General features: G+C 46.8%; 19 protein-coding genes. 7 read left to right on the top strand and 12 right to left on the bottom strand.

The window, feature by feature from the left end; genetic code table 11:
• Positions 1-192: 192 nt before the first annotated feature.
• The 5 genes from HMPREF3047_RS07455 to HMPREF3047_RS11590 all read right to left on the bottom strand — a co-directional run bounded on the left by HMPREF3047_RS07455 (position 193) and on the right by HMPREF3047_RS11590 (position 3,211).
• On the bottom strand, positions 193-657 hold the full coding sequence (locus HMPREF3047_RS07455; protein WP_070712985.1) for a hypothetical protein: 465 nt from the start codon (positions 655-657) through the stop codon (positions 193-195).
• A 257-nt stretch (positions 658-914) separates the two neighbouring features.
• Positions 915-1,409: a contact-dependent growth inhibition system immunity protein gene (locus tag HMPREF3047_RS07450; protein ID WP_070712984.1), complete on the bottom strand. Its 495-nt coding sequence runs from the start codon at positions 1,407-1,409 to the stop codon at positions 915-917.
• Positions 1,410-1,559 carry an endonuclease toxin domain-containing protein gene (locus HMPREF3047_RS11670; RefSeq protein ID WP_349267077.1) on the bottom strand — a complete coding sequence of 50 codons (150 nt, stop codon included), beginning with the start codon at positions 1,557-1,559 and terminating at the stop codon, positions 1,410-1,412. It lies immediately after the preceding gene.
• 413 nt (positions 1,560-1,972) lie between these two features.
• Positions 1,973-2,281: a hypothetical protein gene (locus HMPREF3047_RS07445; RefSeq protein WP_070585507.1), complete on the bottom strand. Its 309-nt coding sequence runs from the start codon at positions 2,279-2,281 to the stop codon at positions 1,973-1,975.
• Positions 2,282-2,560: 279 nt separating this feature from the next.
• Positions 2,561-3,211 carry a hypothetical protein gene (locus HMPREF3047_RS11590; RefSeq protein WP_070712981.1) on the bottom strand — a complete coding sequence of 217 codons (651 nt, stop codon included), beginning with the start codon at positions 3,209-3,211 and terminating at the stop codon, positions 2,561-2,563.
• 729 nt (positions 3,212-3,940) lie between these two features.
• Between HMPREF3047_RS11590 and cah the strand changes: the two genes are divergently transcribed.
• The 5 genes from cah to HMPREF3047_RS07410 all read left to right on the top strand — a co-directional run bounded on the left by cah (position 3,941) and on the right by HMPREF3047_RS07410 (position 11,099).
• The gene (gene cah / locus HMPREF3047_RS07430; protein ID WP_070712979.1) at positions 3,941-4,699 is read left to right on the top strand and encodes a carbonic anhydrase; all 759 of its coding nucleotides are present in this window, start codon (positions 3,941-3,943) and stop codon (positions 4,697-4,699) included.
• A 452-nt stretch (positions 4,700-5,151) separates the two neighbouring features.
• Positions 5,152-5,568: a hypothetical protein gene (locus tag HMPREF3047_RS07425; RefSeq protein WP_283122351.1), complete on the top strand. Its 417-nt coding sequence runs from the start codon at positions 5,152-5,154 to the stop codon at positions 5,566-5,568.
• 146 nt (positions 5,569-5,714) lie between these two features.
• On the top strand, positions 5,715-8,267 hold the full coding sequence (locus tag HMPREF3047_RS07420) for a DUF4132 domain-containing protein (protein ID WP_070712975.1): 2,553 nt from the start codon (positions 5,715-5,717) through the stop codon (positions 8,265-8,267).
• A gap of 164 nt (positions 8,268-8,431) precedes the next feature.
• Positions 8,432-10,375, top strand: coding sequence for a PEP/pyruvate-binding domain-containing protein (locus HMPREF3047_RS07415; RefSeq protein WP_070712973.1), 1,944 nt, complete (start codon positions 8,432-8,434; stop codon positions 10,373-10,375).
• 91 nt (positions 10,376-10,466) lie between these two features.
• The gene (locus tag HMPREF3047_RS07410) at positions 10,467-11,099 is read left to right on the top strand and encodes a histidine phosphatase family protein (RefSeq protein WP_070712972.1); all 633 of its coding nucleotides are present in this window, start codon (positions 10,467-10,469) and stop codon (positions 11,097-11,099) included.
• Positions 11,100-11,372: 273 nt separating this feature from the next.
• On the opposite strand, the gene HMPREF3047_RS07405 is transcribed toward HMPREF3047_RS07410, so the two are convergent.
• From HMPREF3047_RS07405 to HMPREF3047_RS07375, 6 genes are all read right to left on the bottom strand, one after another.
• Positions 11,373-12,584, bottom strand: coding sequence for an NADH:flavin oxidoreductase/NADH oxidase family protein (locus HMPREF3047_RS07405; protein WP_070712969.1), 1,212 nt, complete (start codon positions 12,582-12,584; stop codon positions 11,373-11,375).
• Between the two features lie 73 nt (positions 12,585-12,657).
• Positions 12,658-12,969: an ArsR/SmtB family transcription factor gene (locus HMPREF3047_RS07400; RefSeq protein ID WP_070512429.1), complete on the bottom strand. Its 312-nt coding sequence runs from the start codon at positions 12,967-12,969 to the stop codon at positions 12,658-12,660.
• Positions 12,970-13,235: 266 nt separating this feature from the next.
• Positions 13,236-13,571, bottom strand: coding sequence for a thioredoxin family protein (locus HMPREF3047_RS07390; RefSeq protein ID WP_070712964.1), 336 nt, complete (start codon positions 13,569-13,571; stop codon positions 13,236-13,238).
• A 92-nt stretch (positions 13,572-13,663) separates the two neighbouring features.
• On the bottom strand, positions 13,664-14,164 hold the full coding sequence (locus tag HMPREF3047_RS07385; protein WP_283122352.1) for an OsmC family protein: 501 nt from the start codon (positions 14,162-14,164) through the stop codon (positions 13,664-13,666).
• Positions 14,165-14,280: 116 nt separating this feature from the next.
• Positions 14,281-14,859 (bottom strand): NAD(P)H-dependent oxidoreductase, encoded by a 579-nt coding sequence (locus HMPREF3047_RS07380; protein WP_070625281.1) that lies wholly within the window; start codon positions 14,857-14,859, stop codon positions 14,281-14,283.
• A 50-nt stretch (positions 14,860-14,909) separates the two neighbouring features.
• The gene (locus HMPREF3047_RS07375) at positions 14,910-15,758 is read right to left on the bottom strand and encodes an aldo/keto reductase (RefSeq protein ID WP_070460670.1); all 849 of its coding nucleotides are present in this window, start codon (positions 15,756-15,758) and stop codon (positions 14,910-14,912) included.
• A gap of 128 nt (positions 15,759-15,886) precedes the next feature.
• On the opposite strand from HMPREF3047_RS07375, the gene HMPREF3047_RS07370 reads away from it, so the two are divergent.
• A complete protein-coding gene (locus HMPREF3047_RS07370) occupies positions 15,887-16,777 on the top strand; it encodes a LysR family transcriptional regulator (protein ID WP_070712960.1) in 891 nt (296 codons plus the stop codon).
• An 83-nt stretch (positions 16,778-16,860) separates the two neighbouring features.
• On the opposite strand, the gene HMPREF3047_RS07365 is transcribed toward HMPREF3047_RS07370, so the two are convergent.
• Entirely contained in the window at positions 16,861-17,712 is an 852-nt protein-coding gene (locus HMPREF3047_RS07365; protein WP_070712958.1) for an MBL fold metallo-hydrolase, read from the bottom strand.
• A 97-nt stretch (positions 17,713-17,809) separates the two neighbouring features.
• Here HMPREF3047_RS07365 and HMPREF3047_RS07360 point away from each other — a divergent pair, with 97 nt between their 5' ends.
• Positions 17,810-18,796: a GlxA family transcriptional regulator gene (locus HMPREF3047_RS07360; RefSeq protein WP_070712956.1), complete on the top strand. Its 987-nt coding sequence runs from the start codon at positions 17,810-17,812 to the stop codon at positions 18,794-18,796.
• Positions 18,797-18,855 lie beyond the last annotated feature (59 nt).

Genomic DNA, 18,855 nt, shown 5'->3' with positions numbered 1-18,855 from the left:
TTGGGGGAAAGGAATTTTGCAAAGGTCTCAATATACCTTTTTGGACAACTGCGCTTTATAGCCCGCGCAAGATCGGCACATTAAATAAAGGCCGTCTGAAACGGTTTTTCTGTTTGCAGACGGCCTCTTGGCTCAAACCGTGAGAACCGCATGCGTGCGTTCCGCACACATCCTACTTGTTGAGTTTAGGTTTCATATGGGCCACGGCTTGCTTTCCAAATATGCTTTTATTTCATAAATTAGATTATTTATATTAGGGGAAACTACATTTCCTGTTTTTCCTATTACAAGTAGACAATTATATTTTATTGCCCAGTCAATGGTTTTCTGAATAAATTTAGTATAATCAAATCTTAAATCAAGTTCACACTCTATGTCATCTGGCCAAACGGTAAGACTATTACCAAAATTATCACAAAACATGATTGCATCTTTATCCCAAGACTCTTTCGATTTAAGCTTCTTTTTTGCTTCATTTATTATTGATAATAATATAAAATCATTATCGATAAAGTAATTTTCAAAACTTTTATTCTCATTAAAATTCTGAAAACCATTAGATCGATACTCATCAAGTATGATATCTTTATTTGCATTAAATTTATTTCTGATAGCAGCTGATGGGATAAGGTAGTACCGATAATTCCAAATTGCCATTTTTATTTACTCCTATAACGAGGTCTATTAACATTACCTGATTCATTCAAGACATCAATAGAATTTTTCCAATTAGTATTAGGAACGGGAAAGTCAACTTTTTTAAATTTTAATTCACGTATCCTTCCAAGCAAGCCGTAGCCCGCATTAAACCTATGCAGCGAAGGTGTGCGCGGTACGCACGCACGCGAGCTTGAGTCTAATAAAAAGGTCGTCTGAAACATTTTTCCAGCTTTCAGACGACATTTTGCCAAATATTATCGGCAGCGGCTCAATGCCAACCTTAAACCTGCTCCGATTTCTTCAGGGCTGTTATCCAATGATAAAATTACATCGTCTGCATCAATGGCATCCCACGCTTCCAGCTTGACATGGCGGCTCGGGCTGATTTTCAGGCAGCCGTTGTGCAGCCAAATATCCACGCTCATCATGTTTTTAAATAGGGCGCGTCTGGTTTTATAGCCCAAGTTCCCGCATAGGTTGGCAACCCAATCCTCATAGCGTTGCCGAATTTTTTCGGTATCAAAAAAATCTTGGTCTTCTGGACTGTCATAAACGAAAGTCCTGCTGTTTGCCAACACTTGCAAGACCGTCGTGCCTAAAGTTCCATTGTCGGTATCCAATGGCAGGATATGAGGGGGATATAGGTGGTCTGGAGCATATCGCCCAAATCCTGACCATGTTTGAATAATCAAGGCTCTTTCATTTGCCTTATAGCCAGCCCAATAATCTTGTTCTTGATTGAAAGTCATTTATTCGATCTCCGTAATTTTGACTGTAATGTTTTGACTTTTGCCATACTCTATCACACGTTGTAACTGCAATCTTTGCTCTTTATTAGTTTGTGCGGGTATGGCCAGATGGATTTCGCGCTGTTTGATCATGTCGGCCCTTAATGTCATACCCAAAAGGCTATGACGTTCAAAATTTGCCGTTTTAGAGTTGTATCTACACCGCTTCGGATGGTGGTTTTGCCGGCCGGGCTGCCGATATGGGTGTGGCGGCGGGTTGCTTTTGTCTGATTGCTGTGATGGCTTGTTGGAAGAAAGGCCGTCTGAAACGTATTTATTGTTTCAGACGGCCTCTTGGCTCAAACCTTGAGAACTGCATATGTGCGTTCCGCACACATACTACTTATTGAGTTTAAGTTTTATATGGGCTACGGCTTGCTATGCCGTCTTCTTTCCAGGTGTGGTCGCGGCTTTGGTTTTCGGCAAGGTAGGCGTTTACTTGGTCAGATGGCGGATTTTTTGTTCGTCGTAGATGATGGAGACGCTGATACCGGAGTAAGCGTAGATTGGGTCTTGACCTCAACCTACACTTGTTTTACATAAAATTTTGTGTCTCTGTTTGAAAAATCTAAATAACAACATTCTACTTTACCTATTGAATTGATTATAGTTGAAACAGGAATATTAAGAAGCCTAATACCCAAATCATCAATTTCAAAATCATTAATTCCACTCTTATAAAGGTAGCTTATTATTTCATCATTAATTTTTCCAAGCCAATTAAAAGAAATATCTTCTAAAAAAAACTTATTTGGTTCAAATATCTCTATCGCTTGAAGCTGATTTTTATCATCATAAAAACAATGGATATTCAACTCGGGAAAAACATCCATAGGAACTCGAGAGTATGATGACTTATAAATTTCTTGTACATCAGAACTAAATATTGCACGAACTTGTTTTCGATTCAGATTTGATGAGATAATGTTTACACAATTTTCTATTTTTTTTGAACTAAAATAAAAAATTTTCATAATTTTTTGCCTATTTTTTAGTTTTAAAAGAATTTGGGTCTAGTTTTCCCGAATACTCAAGCATCTCCTCGATTGCCTTATCATATTTGGATCCGAACTTAGATCTGATATCCCTCACATCCATTTCAATAGCCTCTTTCAATTTACCTTGTTCCAGTAACTCTTTTTGCTTAGCCCTATATTGGATAGCATAAGGAGAGCGTCCATAACTTTCAGTAAGCCGATGATCCTTCGGATCCATCTTAATAGCAGGACCTTGTTCACTACTAATGGGGCTCCTTTATAGCAATCCTTCGCAGGACAATGATGCGAATCCAAACCGTCATTGGTCGGTTTTTTGGTTTCCGAATGCGCCCCTCCTTTGTACTTATGTTCCGTCGTTGCCAATGCCGTATCCGGAATCCTATCCCCCTTCGCAACATTGCCGTTTACAGGAATACGGATATTCCCCGCACCCGCCAATAAGGGATCTCTGCCGGTAACGGTCGGCCTGATGTTTTCCAGATTACGGATGCCTGCACGAACCGCTGCCTTTGTCCTCGGATTGGGGTTGACAAAGCTCATCAGTCCGTCGGCAACGTTCAGCGCAAGTTCTTCGTTTTTCCGCTCTCCCTGCCTGATTTTGGTATCTTTCGTCCCGCTGTGCAGCCAGGTCAGGTTGAGGTATTCGGGTTTGTCCTGTCGGCGGTATTCCTCAAACAGCTTCGGATCGTTGTAGGCTTGCGGATTTCTTGCGCCGTAGTCGCGGTAGTCCCAAGTATAACCCAAGGCTTTGTCTTCGCCTTTCATTCCGATAAGGGATATGACGCTTTGGTCGGTATAGCCGTCTTGGGAACCTTTTCCACCCAGCGCAGTATCTGCCTGCGGATTCTCATCGCGGCTTCTTGGCTGCTGATTTTTCTGCCTTCGCGTTTTTCAACTTCGCGCTTGAGATCATTAGCATATTTGTCGAACTGAGTTTGATTGGGCGGTTTCAGTGCATAAGGTGATGCAGGCTACTTTTTCTGATTGCTGTGGCAACTTGTCGAAAGAAAGGACGTCTGAAACGTTTTTTCTTTTTTCAGACGGCCTCTTAGCTCAAACCTTGAGAACCGCATACGTGCGTTTCTCACACATCCTTGTTGAGTTTAGGTTGCATATGGGCTACGGCTTGCTAGTGGTGGGAAAGCAAGGACAGCAAAGAATGCGTGCTGCACAAATAACCCTTGGCAGGCAAAGCAAAAAGGTCGTCTGAAAACCTAAATTGATGTTTTCAGACGACCTTTTTCATGAGTCGGCTTCCTTAAATTTTTAAGGTGTGAAAAACGGAAGTTTTCTATTTCAAATTATTATCCATTCCTAAAACGACAATATCGTTTTTAAAAAAATGAATTCGCTTTAACTTCATAGCCTTAAATTAATTACCCAAAGAAGGCTTGACCTGACGATTTAATATGGCTATGGTTTAATAAAAAATAACAATATACCACATGCACACTGCAATGCTTTTTCCCTCCTCCTTATAGAAAGGATATTGCAATGCCCTGCTTGACCCGTACGTTGCCTCGTCTGACTGTCTTCCTGCTGTCCACCTTCGCGGCATTCTCCGCAGCTGCACACGGAAACCACACACATTGGGGTTACACCGGACACGACTCCCCCGAAAGCTGGGGCGAGCTTTCTGAAGAGTTCCGTTTATGCTCTACAGGCAAAAACCAATCCCCCGTCAACATTACCGAAACCGTCTCCGGCAGACTGCCCGCCATCAAAGTCGATTACAAGCCGAGCGCGGTTAACGTGGAAAACAACGGCCACACCATCCAAGTCAACTACCCGGCAGGTGGCAATACCCTCAGCGTGAACGGACGTACCTACACCCTGAAACAATTCCATTTCCACGTACCCAGTGAAAACCAAATCAAAGGCCGCACCTTCCCGATGGAAGCCCACTTCGTCCACTTAGACGAAAACCGCCAGCCTTTGGTATTGGCAGTATTGTACGAACCTGGCAAAACCAACGACCGTCTGGCTCCGATATGGAACGTGATGCCGATGAAGGAAGGAAAGGTAAACCTTGACAAAGCTTTCGACGCCAGCACCCTGCTGCCGAAACGACTGAAATACTACCGCTTTGCCGGTTCGCTGACCACGCCGCCGTGCAGCGAAGGCGTATCGTGGCTGCTGTTGAAAACCTACGACCACATCGATCAGGCGCAGGCAGAAAAATTCACCCGCGCCATCGGCTCGCATAACAACCGCCCCGTCCAGCCGCTTAACGCGCGCGTTGTCATTGAATAAACAATAAAGCCGTAAACGAAAAGGTCGTCTGAAAACCTAAATTTGGTTTTTCAGACGGCCTTTTTCTCTATCGCTTATTACGTATTGAGCTGGATACACACTAATCTATATTTAGTGCTTTTTATGCATTTACACTTCATAGTCCTTGTAAAATAGCTATACTTTTTCTATTGGAAAAATTCAGCTATCCCAAGGTAAATCAAGATAAAAAATATTATTATCTTAATCACCAACGGCACAAAATAGCCAAACTGAACTTGCGTAAAGCAGATAAATACCTGTCTCCAAAGGCCGTCTGAAAACGTGAACTTCAACAAAGCTCCTTTAGAACTAAAATATAAAGAGCAGCCTGCACTCGTATCTATCAACGTGAAGGCTGTTGTGTTTTCAGCCTGTCTGAAACGATCAAAAAACAGTATGATTTGTCTGTTTTCTGTTTGGAGGAGTCATCCATGATCGCAGCTACCATCACGATCCAAGACCAAAACCTCGCCGGCAAAGTGTTGCATGAGCTATTTTTAAAGTTCCGAATCAAGCACATCAGCGCGGCGGAGCTGATTGCCGAACGCGTGCGGCAGGAAGTTGCAGCCTACAACAACCGCGCCGCCGATGTCCTCTTACGCCACAGCCTCGTTATCCCCACCGATCGCGGCGACATCGTGATTCGGGAAACGCACGGCAAAAAAGGCACGCACCCGCAGCCTGTGGACGCGGAAAAGCAAATCGCCGTCGCTTTGAAAGCTTTTGAGCAGAACGCATTTTTCATCCTTGCTGACAACCGCCAACTGGAAACGCTGGACGATATGGTGTATCTGCATGACGGACTGGTCGTCAATTTCATCAAACTCACGCCACTTGTGGGCGGATAAGCAGCCTGAAAACCGCTGCGCAACGCTACCTTACCTTTGTAGAAGATGCTCCATACAGCCTGAATAGTGCAGACAAGAAAACCCTTACCGACGTTATCCACCTTTGCAGCGAAATAACCAACACATTGATACGCAAGGACAGTCCTATGACCCAAAACCAAACCATGCAGATTTCCGACAGCCACCGTGCCAAGTTCAATCAGCTTCTCAACACACTGGAAAAAGAATGGCTCCAAAGCCGTTCACACGAATACGACACGATAAATCTGAAGCTCTGTCCCAGTTTTGCCGAAGTGGAGAAAGCCGCACCCGGATACCGCGTCGATTTGCTGATCCACTGCATTGATTTGATACGCGGCTGGGGACGGAATAAAATTTTTAAAAATATGGGTGAGGACAGGATACACAATTACGGCACCATCCGTATAGCGGTAGCGATGGCTCTGGCGCGCAAAACGCTGCCGATGACGGAGCAGGATGTGCAGCGTATTTTTGCCGCCATGCTGGACGATAACGGGCTGTCCGAGCAGGAGGCAGATTACTATCCGCTCAAATATCTGATAAACCAAATCAAAAAACAGTTTCCCAATCCGAGCAAAACGCTTTCAGACGGCCTGAAAAACGCCTGCGACCGTTACCGCGTCTTTGCGGAAAACCTATGGGACAAGAAAGCCGCTACCGCCAACCTTGCCGCCCTGGCAGAACTGGCAGGCGGTTCCGCCGAAGCCTGCTTCCCCGCCCAAGACGACGAGTTTGCCCGATACGCCAATCCGCAACTTGCCGTGCTGCCACCGGAACAGCAGGACATATGGAGCAAAATCATTGCGCTTGCCCTATCCGCCAATGCAGGCAAGCCAAGCGAAAAATACCTGAAAGAATCCAAAACGCTGATCGATGCGTTGGGTGCGGACAGGTTCAAAAAAATGCTGCACGGCTGGATAAAATTTGTCCGCGGCAGCGAAGTGCAGATCGAAACCGTCACCCACGGAGCATACAGCTACGACACCCATGTCCTGCCCGTTTGCAGCATCAACCAAACCGCGCTCAAAGGGCTGGTGTGGATGTGCAGCCATTTTCACGACAGCGCCACCCTGTCCGCCCTTACCCAACTTGCGCTGCATTCATACGACAAAATCCCCAATCTCGGGGCGCGCTATGCTTCCGTGGGCAACGCCTGTTTCTACGCGCTGTTCCGCTCCAAAGGGCTGGACGGCATCGCCTGCCTCTCGCGCCTGCGCCTGCGGATTAAGTTCAGCAACGCGCAGAACGCGATTGCCAACTATCTGGACGAAGCCGCCGCACAGCGGGGTGTATCCCGCAACGAAATCGAAGATATGGCGGTGGATGATTTCGGCTTGCAGGAAGGCTGCTGCGACTACGACTTCGGCGGCTACACCTGCCGTCTGGCGGTTATAGGCGTAGGAAAATCCGAACTGCGCTGGTTCAAACCCGACGGCTCGCCGCAGAAAACCATGCCCGCCTTCGTGAAAACCGACCATGCCGACAAACTGAAAAAGATTAAAGCCGCACAGAAAAACCTCAACACCACGCTCACAGCCCAACGCGACCGCTTGGACCAAATGATGCGCTCCAAACACCGTGTGCCGCTGGAACACGCCGAACAATATTACTGGCAACACGGGCTGATGTCCTGCCTCACGCGCCCGCTAATATGGCAATTTTTCCGCGACGAAAACGACACGCAGGGCAAATCCGCACTCTGGTTGGACAGAACATGGGTGGACGAAACGGGCGTGCAAACCGATGTTTCAGACTGCCTGCAAATCAGCTTGTGGCATCCCGCGCTTGCCTCTCAGCAAAGCATCGCCCGGTGGCGCAAACTGCTGCAGGACAAAGAAATCCGCCAGCCGCTGAAACAGGCATACCGTGAAATCTATCTGCTTACCGAAGCCGAAATCAACACCAAAACATACAGCAACCGTTTTGCCGCCCACATCCTGAAACAACACCAATACATGACGCTTGCCAAGGGGCGCGGCTGGAGAGGCTCGCTGGCAGGCGCGTGGGACGGCGGCGACGACGCAACCGTCTCGTTGGAATTGCCCGAATACAACCTACGCGCCGAATTTTGGGCAAACGCAGTGGATAGCGAAGAAGCATGGACGGAAAGCTATATCTGGCAGTATGTCAGTACCGACCAAGTGCGCTTTCACCGGTTGGACGACGATTACCATGCCACCGCGCTGGACTTAATTGATATTCCGCCGCGCGTGTTTTCCGAAGTGTTGCGCGACGTGGATTTGTTTGTGGGCGTGGCCAGCGTAGGTAATGACCCAACCTGGGAAGACAACGGTGGAGAGGCGCGTTTTTACAGCTACTGGCAAAGCTATTCCTTCGGTGACTTGGGCGAAGTCGCTAAAACCCGCAAAGCCGTGCTGGAAACCCTACTGCCACGCCTGAAAATCACCAAGGTTACCCACATAGACGGCAATTTCCTCGTCGTGCAGGGCAAGCTGCGTACCTACAAAATCCACATCGGCAGCAGCAACATCCTGATGCTGCCGGATGATCAATACCTCTGCATCGTACCCGACAGCCGCAAAAAAGACGTATCCGACAAGCTGTTTATTCCGTTTGAAGGTGACAACACGCTCTCAGTCATCCTCTCCAAAGCCATGCTGCTGGCGGAAGACGACAAGATTACCGACAGCACGATTATCTCGCAGATTCAGCGGTAAATTGGGATAGCCTGAAAAACGCAAATGCCCCATCCTTGCGGTTTCAGGCTGTTTTGGAACACAGGACGTGTAGGCAGCACATGTCCTCCCTACGGAAAGAACACAATACATATTTGTACCATAACTATATTACTTTTCATTTGATTTAGATAACCGACAACATCATGAAGCCTGCTTTTTGCCTCCCAATATTGCTTTTACTTTCAGCCTGCCGTCCTGAAGCTGAGACAGCCGACACGGCTGCACCAACGGCGCGTAAGCCTTCCTATTATGAGTCTGAAAAGCGTCAAACTGTAGCTACCCCAGTTAAAACACAAATTCCTGCGTTATCTGCAATCAAAAGCCAAGCCGATTTTGACTTACTTTCGCGTATCTATGAGCAAGGTAGTGAATATGAAATTCCTCATATCCTTTTCCTCATCGATCGTGAAGACGATAACCGTACCGACTACATCAATACTCCCAAATTTCGGCTGCATGAGCACTATCTGGCTACTATCTTGAAACCCATGCTGTCAAAAACTGAATTGAATCAACAATACCGTAGTCCCAACCGGCGTTATCTGTTTGGTACTATCAGTTGGCAGAATAGTACTCAGGAATATGTTTATGAGTTTTGGGAAGGAGACAAAATCACGCCTGAATTGTTGAAATTGGCAACAGGCCGTCTGAAAGACAGTTTCTATGCTCCGTTGCGTTATAAAACCAATTCTTTATGGCAGGAAACTGTTGCCGAGCAAAGTAAAGTTCCTTTTATTACCCAAGAAAGTTTGATTAAAAATTTTCCCTACCTGCCTCTAAACCAAGGTAAAGCGATAGGTATATTACGCGTTATTGCCAAAGAAGATGATCTTTATAATGTCGGCGCCGACGATATTATTATTTTGAAAGAGGTTCCCCTAGAACTGCCACCTGTGGCAGGGATTATCAGTGAGAAACCATCTACTGCACTATCGCATGTGAATGTACTGGCACGCGGCTGGGGGATTCCCAATATTTACCTTAAAGACGCAGAAAAAATCCTAGCCCTATATATTGGCCGTCGTATCGAATTTGAAGCGACTGCTAAACAATATCGAATTGTCCAAACCAACCGGAACACTACCAGCAAAAGCTTTTCAGACGGCCTTACCCTGCCCCAACCCGATGTTTCCGATTACAGCCTTCGGGCTTTGGCAAACCTGCGCCGTGATGACAGCCGTTACTGCGGTAGTAAGGCTGCCAACCTCGGTCATATCCGCGCCCATATTGCAAACAGCAACGTTCCTGACGGATTCTGCATTCCGTTTGCCTACTATCAAGCCATGATGGATAGGCTGGGTATTAACGCGACAACACTTGCCCAAATCGAAACGCAAAGTGATGGAGACAACCGCAAGCGCCGCACTGCTTTACTCACACTGCAGAAAAAAATTACCGATGCCGAAATCCCGTCAGAATGGAAGCACAGATGGGCTGAGCAATGGCGTAATCAATTAAACAGCAAAGGCGTGTTTATCCGCAGCTCCTCTAATTCCGAAGACCTGCCCAATTTCAGTGGCGCAGGGTTGTACACCACCGTGCCAAATGTTACCGATGAAAACGCGTTAGCCAAAGCGGTGAAGCAATCTTGGGCTTCCGTTTTCAATTACAGCGCATATGAAGCCCGCCGTATTGCCGGTTTGCCTCACGATAGCGTGAAAATGAGTGTCTTTGTGCAACAAAGCATCAATGCAGATCTCTCCGGCGTGTTGGTTACCATCAATCCTTATGATATTGCTCAGAAAAACAGCTCCTACATTGCCGCCAAACGCGGGTTGGGTATTCGTGTCGTTGAAGGTAAACGGGTAGCCGAACAGGTAGTCTATAACCGTCGCAATGATTCTGTACAACGTCTCAGCTCCTCTAATGAAACCACAGCATTGCAACTGGATAAAAACGGTGGAGTACGAGAGGTGCCTGTAACCAGTGGCAATGTAATGAATCAAGGACAAATACGTCGCCTTGACCAAACCGGCCAACAAATCAAACAGCTATTTGCTAATGGTGAGCAGGACATTGAATGGGCGTTTGACAATCGTAAGCTTGTTATCCTCCAGGCACGACCGTATCTAAACGGCACACGTTAAAGTAAAAAGGCCATCTGAAATTATCGTTTCAGACGGCCTTTGCATTATGAGTTAGTTATACCCTATACTTCCCGTTCTCCAAGGAACTATGATGTCAAAACAGCTCACTTTTTATTTTATTCGCCATGGCCGTACCCAATGGAACGAACAAGAGCTTTTGCAGGGATCAGGCAATTCACCACTGACCGAACAAGGAATTACAGGAGCTCAGAAAACCGGGGCGGCGCTACAACAAGTAGAATTTACCGCTGCTTATTCCAGCATTTTACAACGTGCCATTGATACGGCTGGCCATATTATCGGCCAGCGTCCCATCCCTCTTTTTCAACACTGTGGACTAAATGAGCAATTTTTTGGAAGTTGGGAAGGTATGCAGATCGCTGACTTGCGGAAGCTAACCGAATTCAAACAACTGACCAATGACCCGGCAGCTTATAAAGCATTAAGCAATGGTGGCGAAACCTTTGAACAATTAGCAGTACGTGCAATGGACGCCCTTTGCGATATCATTAAAGTACATCAATCGGGAGCCAATATTTTAGTGGTATCGCATGGCCATACCTTGCGGCTTTTATTGTCCTTACTAGGCGGAGCGACTTGGAAAAACCATCGTGATGAGGGTAAATCCGTGTCATTATTGAATACTTCAATCAGTATTGTGAAATACGATAGTGAAAGCGGTTTTCATATTGAGCAGCTTAACGATGTGGCTCATTTACAATGATCACAATCTATTACCTAATTCACACATCGACACACTGTTAGTCTATTAACTCAAGCCCCAATACGCTCGTTTTAAATCTACTCATTATTTTTTATTTTAAATCTCAACCAAAGCAGCGTCTTTTTTGTATTAATGTCTCTACCGTAAATTCTAAAAAACCGTTTGAACTTTACGATTCAAACGGTTTTTTAGTATCAATTTGTTTATATTCCATGCTTTTAAATACGGTTAAATTTTAAAATTTAATCCTCCTTCAAAGCCCTGCTTACCCTATCAAGATCTGCCAGTATTTAAACCGGCTTTGCCGTTTTCCCACAAAGTTTTCAGCAATACTTTCCACGCTGATAGTTTAGGATCAGGCTGTTTACCTTGTCCGATTAAATCCATTTGCGTCATATACCAGTTCATTTCCAACATTGCACCTGCTTTTTTATCAACAAATGCGACGCCAGTTTTGATGCGGTCTGTTTGTACAGTTTGGTAAGTACCGTTTTGCATTTGGTTCGCCAAATCAGGCACTAAGGCAAACGGACGGGCAACACCTACCAGATCCAAATGGCCGCTGGATAAGGCATCTTCCATGGCGTTTTGCGAACGGAAGCCGCCGGTAATAATCAGCGGAGCTTGGCTGACTGCACGGGCTTTTTCGGCGTAATCGATGAAGAAGGCTTCGCGTTTGCGGGTGCTGTCTTTGGCGGCTAGCATTTGCGGGCTTTCGTAGTTGCCACCGGAAACTTCAATAAAATCAATGCCCATTTCTGACAGTTTTTGCACCACCTGCACCGATTCGCTTTCGTCAAATCCGCCTTTTTGGAAATCTGCCGAATTGAGTTTTACACCCACTAAGAAATCTTTACCCACGGCGGCGCGGATGGCGGTGTAGGTTTCCAAAAGGAAGCGCATACGGTTTTCCAAACTGCCGCCCCATTGGTCTTGGCGGCGGTTGTGGTGCGGCGAGAGGAATTGGCTGATGAGATAGCCGTGCGCGGCGTGAATCTGTACGCCTGAAAATCCTGCCTGTTCGGCAATTTTCGCGGTTTGTACGAATTGCTGAATCAGCCCGTTGATTTCATCGGCAGTCAATTCGCGCGGCGGATTGATAAAGCCGTCCATGCCCACCAACGGCACGGCGCTCGGTGCAAGCGGCGTTTTATTGACTACCGCAGGCGACTGTTTGCCCGCATGATTGATTTGCATGATGAGCAGCGTGTCGTTTTGCGTGCCGGCTTTCGCCCATTTTTTCAGCATCTCAAGGCTGCGGCCGTCTGAAATCACCACATCGTTTATTGAACCTTTGCCGCTTTCGGCGACCATCACATTGCCCGTAACCAAAACACCCGCGCCGCCTTGCGCCCAAGTGCCGTACAGGCGGACGAGTTTTTCAGACGGCTGGTCGTTTTGAGCAAGTTGCTCTTCCATGGCGGATTTGAAGATACGGTTTTTAGCGGTTTTGCCGTTTGGAAAAGTGAATGGAGTGAATAACATAATCGTTCCTTTAAGTTGATAAGTTTAAAAATATAAACGTATTTAGGTAAAAATAAAGGGTTAACGGATAACCCTATTTTGAAAGCGGGCAATTTTGAGCCATCAAATCGGCAAGTTGTTTCAATCTCGCCACCGCATCCGCCATGGCAATACTGTAAAACCGCTCTTTGCCGACCTGCTCCACCGCCACCGCCCCGGCTTGCAGCATGATTTTCAAATGATGCGACACCGCAGGACGCGACAGATGCAGATGCTCGGTCAGCTCATTCACATTCATCCTGCCGTGCTCCCACAGCACGCGCAGGATTTGATGGCGGTTTTCATCGCTCAACACAGTAAAAATGGGAATGCACTCGCGCATTAAATTCATGGTTTGTTGCGGCATATTTGGCTTCTTGAGTTTATATGTTTAAAAATTTGAACGCATTTTAGAGGGAAAGATGGAGAATGTCAAAGGGAATTTTCAGAAGATGGCTTTAGTGTACAAATCACAGCGTTTCATCAATCATTATCTCAGTCTGCAAGCCGTTTCAGACGACCTTTTCGTAATAAAGAGCGGTCAAATTTTTAAGTGTTTTGCAAATCATCTTAAAAACTTGACCACTTGCATCATTATCAAGACCGCAGCCGTCTGAAACATTGATAGACCGGTTACTGATGTCCGCTTTCTGCTACTTTTGTCCATTTTGCCAATGTCTGCTTCATCTGTGCCTGAGGGATGAAGCGGGCCATCCGTTCTACTTCCTTGCCTTGATAAAACAGCAGCCATGCAGGTGCGGTCAGCACGTGGAAACGCCCGGCCATTTCGGGTATTTCAGCAATATCGGCTTTTACGGCATACACATTTCCTTCCACCGCCAAAGCTGAGTCAAGCTGGGCGGCCACGACCGTACAAACACCGCAGATTGGGGCTTTGATGTACAGTGATACTAAAGAGTGTGTGGCGATGGCCTGTTCGATGTCTTTCAAAGTGTGCAGTTGTTGCATGTCATGTACTCCTTTGAGCGATTAAGCCCTTTTCTAGTTGTCCAGAAAAGGGGCTTTCAACGAAATGAAAACAAGAAAACGTTTTGAGTCGTCTAGATTTTTTCCACAACCACTTTTACCCGCGCTTTCAGGCTGTTCAACACTGGCGAGCTGGCGGCGGAGTGGTCGGCGAAATTTTGCAGGGTAGGAAGGTCGGCGTCGGCTTTTACTTTTATGGTTAGCACCAGATTATCCAGTCCGCCGTAGCCATCTTCCATGCCGAACAGTTTGGCCATGTCGATACCGCCCCTTGCGGATATTTCAAACTGTTCCAGTTTCACGCCTGCCAATGCTGCTTGCAACTCGAAACCTATGGAGCAGCAGCCTGCCGCAGCGCTGATCAGGTATTCCACCGGATTTGGGGCGGCGTTTTCACCGCCCATGTTTTTCGGTTCGTCTGTGGTAAAGGCAGGGAAGCGGCGCACGGAGATTTCATTCTTCGTGCCGGATACCCAGCGCGAATCGGCGCGTAATACTGCCTTGCCTTTTGCATGGTCGTTTTCAACCGCTGCCATGGTAGTTCGGAAACGTTCGATATCTAACCCGTTAATCATGTTTTGTCCTTTCATATGATGAATTGCAGATGGTTTTTCGCTACACTATTTCGTACCAATTAGCGACTGACAAAATGGTGGGCAAAAGCCCACCACTTCAAGTTGATGTTTTATCATTAACCAAACACTTTTTTCAAATGTGCTTGGTAGTCTGCGAAGTATTGTTCTACTTGTGGATTTTTAACTACATCGTTACATGTAAATGTCGGTAGACGGGTCAAACCGATGAACTCGTTGAGTTTGTGGAAAGGCATGTACACAGCATCCACATCTTTGCCTTCAAAGAAGTCGCCTTCACGGGTGAACGCTTCAATCGGCGCATTCCAAGTAAGCGAAAGCATGTGTTTTTTGCCTTGCAATAAACCACCTGTACCGAAGCCTTCGGTCGGGCTGACACGATGACGGCCATCACTGTGGTAAAGCTTGCCGTGTCCAGCGATAAATACTTCGTCTATGTATTTCTTCACTGTCCAAGGCTCGTGCATCCACCAAACAGGCATCTGCCAAATCACGGCATCCATCCACAAGAATTTTTCGATTTCTGCCTCAATATCATAGCCAGCATCAATCACAGTTTCTTTTACATTGTGTCCAAGTGCGGTCAAAACTTCTTTTGCTTTTTTGTGAAGCGTGTTGTTTAACTCACCATGCGAATGGCCGAATTCTTTACCACCGTTTAATAATAAAATATTCATTTTTACTCCTAGAATAAATAATTTATAAAAAAGGGATGTGATGTTTGCGGTTATTGTCCCGTTTTCCATGAAGCGATACGTTTCAAATTATCTACCGTGTCGTGATTGACGATGGCGTCGAACGTGCCGTCCAGTTTGGCAATTTCTGCTTTGTCTTCATCACTGAGTGCAAAGTCAAAGATGTTCAAGTTTTCCGCCATGCGTTCGGGTTTGGTGGATTTTGCCAATACAATGATGCCACGTTCCACCAGCCATCGGGTAATCACCTGCGCCACGGATTTGCCGTATTTCGCACCGATTTTGCTTAACACGGGATTGTGGAAAATATCGTTTTTGCCTTCAGCAAACGGCGCCCATGCTTCCACGGCGATACCTTCAGCCTGCAAAGCGGAAACGGCTTCGTTTTTTTGTTGGAACGGATTAATTTCAATCTGATTGGCTTGCGGCATCACTTTATTGAATAGTCCCAAATCCACCGCACGCACCGGCGAAAAATTGCTCACGCCGATGGCGCGGATTTTGCCGGCTGCCTGATATTCTTCCAGCGCGCGCCATGTACCGTAGCTGTCGCCGTAAGGCTGATGAATCAGCACCATATCGATGTAATCCAAATTCAGACGGCCCAATGAACGATCCAACGAGGCTTTGGCGGCTTCGTAGCCGAAATTTTCTACCCAAATTTTGGTGGTAACGAACAATTCTTCGCGCGCCACACCGCTGTTTTTAATTCCCAAACCGACTTCGGTTTCATTCATATAAACCTGCGCGGTGTCGATGTGACGATAGCCTGCCTTGATGGCGGCAATCACGGCCTGTTCAGTTTCTGCGGGCGGAATTTGGAATACGCCGAAACCAAGTGCAGGAATTTGTACGCCGTTGTTTAATGTGATGTTTTGCATGATATTGTCTCCTGTTTGTTCTCATAAACGTGTAGCCATTTTAGCCCGTGTTTTTATTGAGATAAATTAGGTTTGGTTTTATGATGTCGTGAATTAAATTCACTAATCACCTAAAACGGGGTAGGAAAATGCAGAACTTTAACGAACTGAATTATTTTTTGACCTTGGCGCAAACGCAGAGTTTTGTGAAGGCAGGACAGCTTTTGGGGATTTCTTCTTCGGCGTTGAGCCACAGCATGAAAAATTTAGAAACGCGGCTAAATTTGCGCCTGCTCAACCGCACTACGCGCAATGTGTCGCTGACCGAAGCCGGACAGCAGCTTTTCGACCAACTTTTCCCACTTTATCAAGCCATAAACCAAGAAGTCGATGCTTTAAATGATTTTTTGAATACGCCATCGGGATTGATTCGCATCAATGCCCCTGCAATGGCAGCGGAAGCCGTGTTGTATCCAAAATTAAAGCCGATTTTGAACCAATACCCGAAAATCCGCTTGGAAATCGTGGTGGACGACCGCTGGGCAGATATTGTGAAAGAAGGGTTTGACATAGGCGTGCGGCTGGGCAACGATGTGGCGAAAGAGATGATTGCCGTGCCGATTTCTGCACCGCTCAAAATGGTATTGGTTGCCTCGCCCGATTATTTGGCGCAATACGGTTCGCCGAAAAATATTGATGATCTGCAACAGCACCGCCTTATCGGCATAAAACTCTCTGCTGAACACGGCACGGAGATGCAGTGGGAATTCAAATACAAAAAAGAGCTGATTACGTTCACGCCAAAATCGCACTTTTCCATCAACAATCATCTGCGCCGGCAAGCCGTTTCAGACGGCCTTGGCATTGCGTGGATAGCATATATGAGCGTAGCGGATGCACTCAATTCGGGGCACCTGGTCGAGCTGTTGCCTGAATACGCAATCACTTACGAACCGTTTTACCTCTATTACCCCAGCCGCCGCGGGCATTCCAATGTATTTAAGTTGATTGTGGATGCGTTAAAAGTAAAAGCCGTCTGAAATTTCAGACGGCTTTTTTCATAACAAAGAGAGGCCAAATTTTCCAGTATTTTTGCAAATTCTCTTTAAAAGATGACCGCTTATCAATCTAGCCTCACAGTCTCTCCGTCTTCCGGAACGTTAACACGGCTTTCAATGCCTTGACCGCGTATAAATTTACGCATATCGGCGCGGCTGACGGCGGTATGATTCACGGTATCCATGTGTACGGTGATGATTTTGGCTTTAGGCATGACTTGGCTGGCTTTTAATACATCAGCCGTCCCCATAATAATGCCGTCTGAAATGCCTGAAATCAGCGCGTAGCCTGTGTTCATAATCAGATAATCGGGTTTGTAGCGGTTCAATGCTTTGTTTACATCTGCCGTCCACACAGTATCACCCATAATATAAGCGGTTTTATGTCCGCTGCTTTGGAATACCACACCCATTGCATCACCTAAGATTTCGGCTAGCTGCGGGTTGGCATACATGGCCTCTGTACCATGTACGCCGCCGGTTTTGCTGATAGTTACGCCGTTGAAGACAGTGCTGCCGTTCAACACGCGTACATCAGTAAAGCCTTGGCTGCGGATTTTTGCCGCGTCGGCTTGGTGCTGCACATATACGGGCAGGTTTTTCGGAATGGAACGTGCGGCGGTTTCGTCCCAATGGTCTTCGTGGGTATGGGTAACGATGACTGCATCCACACCGTCCAAAATTTTATTCACGCTCATCGGCAGCCCGACCAGCGGCATTTTGGCTTGGTTATTGAACGTGCCGGCAAAGCCGTTCATGGAATGCTTGGGGGCGAAAAACGGGTCAATCAAAAACGTCTGCCCCGCATATTCGACCTTGGCGGTAGCGTTACGGATATGTTGGTATGAATCGTCTGCCCAAGCGGAAAAGGCTGTCGCGCCCAAAACAGTGGCAAGAATAAATTGCTTGAATTTCATGATGTTGCTCCTTAAAAAATCATGGAGCGTATTTTAAGCAGCAGGTGTATCGGCTAAAATAGGCAATATTGCCAACAAACGCAAGGATAGTGCCAAAATGTCGTCTGAAAACGAGCGTAACGAGTTTCGCCAAAATCAAGCTGTTCCCAAAATCGTGTTATATGCTCAATCGGGCATGAATGATTTTGTCTTCAACATTCCCTTTTCTGTTTTTCAGACGGCCTATCGGGACAATCCGCTCTTTGACCTGAAAATCTGTTCCGATGATAGCAAAGACGTCATCACGGCACTGGGCGCAAGCATTCCCGTACACGGCGGATTGGATTTGACGGAAGAAGCCGACATCATCGTCATCGCAGGCTGGCGCAATATTGAAGAAACCCCGACGCCGGAACTGGCTGAGAATTTACAGCGGGCAGCGAAACGTGGTGCGCATATCACCGCCCTATGCTACGGCTCTTACGCCCTTGCCTACACAGGACTTTTAGACGGCAGAACCGCCGCCACCCACTGGCTTGCCGAAGACGACTTTGTCCGCCGTTTCCCTAAAATTCATCTGGATACCAACCGCCTATATGCGGAAGACGGCAACTTTTTAACATCGGCAGGTGCGGCAGGCGGGCTAGATTGCTGCCTGTACCTCATCCGCAAAATCCACGGTGCAACCATTGCCAACGACCTTGCCCGTACCTTGGTTGCGGCACCACACCGCGAAGGCGGGCAGGCACAGTTTATCCACCGACCTGTCGAACGTCGTACCGCCGATGACAAAATCAACCGCTTATTGGACGAACTGCGCCAAAACCTTGCCACCTCATACCGCTTGGACGATTTGGCAAAAAAATTAGCTGTTTCCCGCCGTACCTTTATCCGCCATTTTTCTCAAGCCACAGGCATGAATTTCGGCGAGTGGCTCACCACAGAGCGGCTATGGCAGGCGCAGGATTTATTGGAAAATACGGATTTGCCGATAGACCGCATCGCCGAACAAAGCGGCTTCGGCAGCGCGGCAAACCTACGTTTACAGTTCAAAGCCAAGTTTAAAATCAATCCGAATGCCTGGCGGAAAGTATTTGGCAGATAGCTTGCGTTAGTCAATCCAAAATACCTGAGTGCAGGCTGCTTTGGAGGTCGTCTGAAAAC

Source organism: Neisseria sp. HMSC075C10 (assembly GCF_001815615.1).
Taxonomy (GTDB): Bacteria; Pseudomonadota; Gammaproteobacteria; order Burkholderiales; family Neisseriaceae; genus Neisseria; species Neisseria subflava_A.
This window is presented reverse-complemented; position numbering and strand designations above follow the sequence as displayed.

Coding starts and splice junctions, on each gene's coding strand:
- HMPREF3047_RS07455 (WP_070712985.1), bottom strand. CDS start 657: ATGGCAATTTGGAATTATCGGTACTACCTTATCCCATCAGCTGCTATC.
- HMPREF3047_RS07450 (WP_070712984.1), bottom strand. CDS start 1,409: ATGACTTTCAATCAAGAACAAGATTATTGGGCTGGCTATAAGGCAAAT.
- HMPREF3047_RS11670 (WP_349267077.1), bottom strand. CDS start 1,559: ATGACATTAAGGGCCGACATGATCAAACAGCGCGAAATCCATCTGGCC.
- HMPREF3047_RS07445 (WP_070585507.1), bottom strand. CDS start 2,281: ATGGATGTTTTTCCCGAGTTGAATATCCATTGTTTTTATGATGATAAA.
- HMPREF3047_RS11590 (WP_070712981.1), bottom strand. CDS start 3,211: ATGAAAGGCGAAGACAAAGCCTTGGGTTATACTTGGGACTACCGCGAC.
- cah (WP_070712979.1), top strand. CDS start 3,941: ATGCCCTGCTTGACCCGTACGTTGCCTCGTCTGACTGTCTTCCTGCTG.
- HMPREF3047_RS07425 (WP_283122351.1), top strand. CDS start 5,152: ATGATCGCAGCTACCATCACGATCCAAGACCAAAACCTCGCCGGCAAA.
- HMPREF3047_RS07420 (WP_070712975.1), top strand. CDS start 5,715: ATGACCCAAAACCAAACCATGCAGATTTCCGACAGCCACCGTGCCAAG.
- HMPREF3047_RS07415 (WP_070712973.1), top strand. CDS start 8,432: ATGAAGCCTGCTTTTTGCCTCCCAATATTGCTTTTACTTTCAGCCTGC.
- HMPREF3047_RS07410 (WP_070712972.1), top strand. CDS start 10,467: ATGTCAAAACAGCTCACTTTTTATTTTATTCGCCATGGCCGTACCCAA.
- HMPREF3047_RS07405 (WP_070712969.1), bottom strand. CDS start 12,584: ATGTTATTCACTCCATTCACTTTTCCAAACGGCAAAACCGCTAAAAAC.
- HMPREF3047_RS07400 (WP_070512429.1), bottom strand. CDS start 12,969: ATGCCGCAACAAACCATGAATTTAATGCGCGAGTGCATTCCCATTTTT.
- HMPREF3047_RS07390 (WP_070712964.1), bottom strand. CDS start 13,571: ATGCAACAACTGCACACTTTGAAAGACATCGAACAGGCCATCGCCACA.
- HMPREF3047_RS07385 (WP_283122352.1), bottom strand. CDS start 14,164: ATGATTAACGGGTTAGATATCGAACGTTTCCGAACTACCATGGCAGCG.
- HMPREF3047_RS07380 (WP_070625281.1), bottom strand. CDS start 14,859: ATGAATATTTTATTATTAAACGGTGGTAAAGAATTCGGCCATTCGCAT.
- HMPREF3047_RS07375 (WP_070460670.1), bottom strand. CDS start 15,758: ATGCAAAACATCACATTAAACAACGGCGTACAAATTCCTGCACTTGGT.
- HMPREF3047_RS07370 (WP_070712960.1), top strand. CDS start 15,887: ATGCAGAACTTTAACGAACTGAATTATTTTTTGACCTTGGCGCAAACG.
- HMPREF3047_RS07365 (WP_070712958.1), bottom strand. CDS start 17,712: ATGAAATTCAAGCAATTTATTCTTGCCACTGTTTTGGGCGCGACAGCC.
- HMPREF3047_RS07360 (WP_070712956.1), top strand. CDS start 17,810: ATGTCGTCTGAAAACGAGCGTAACGAGTTTCGCCAAAATCAAGCTGTT.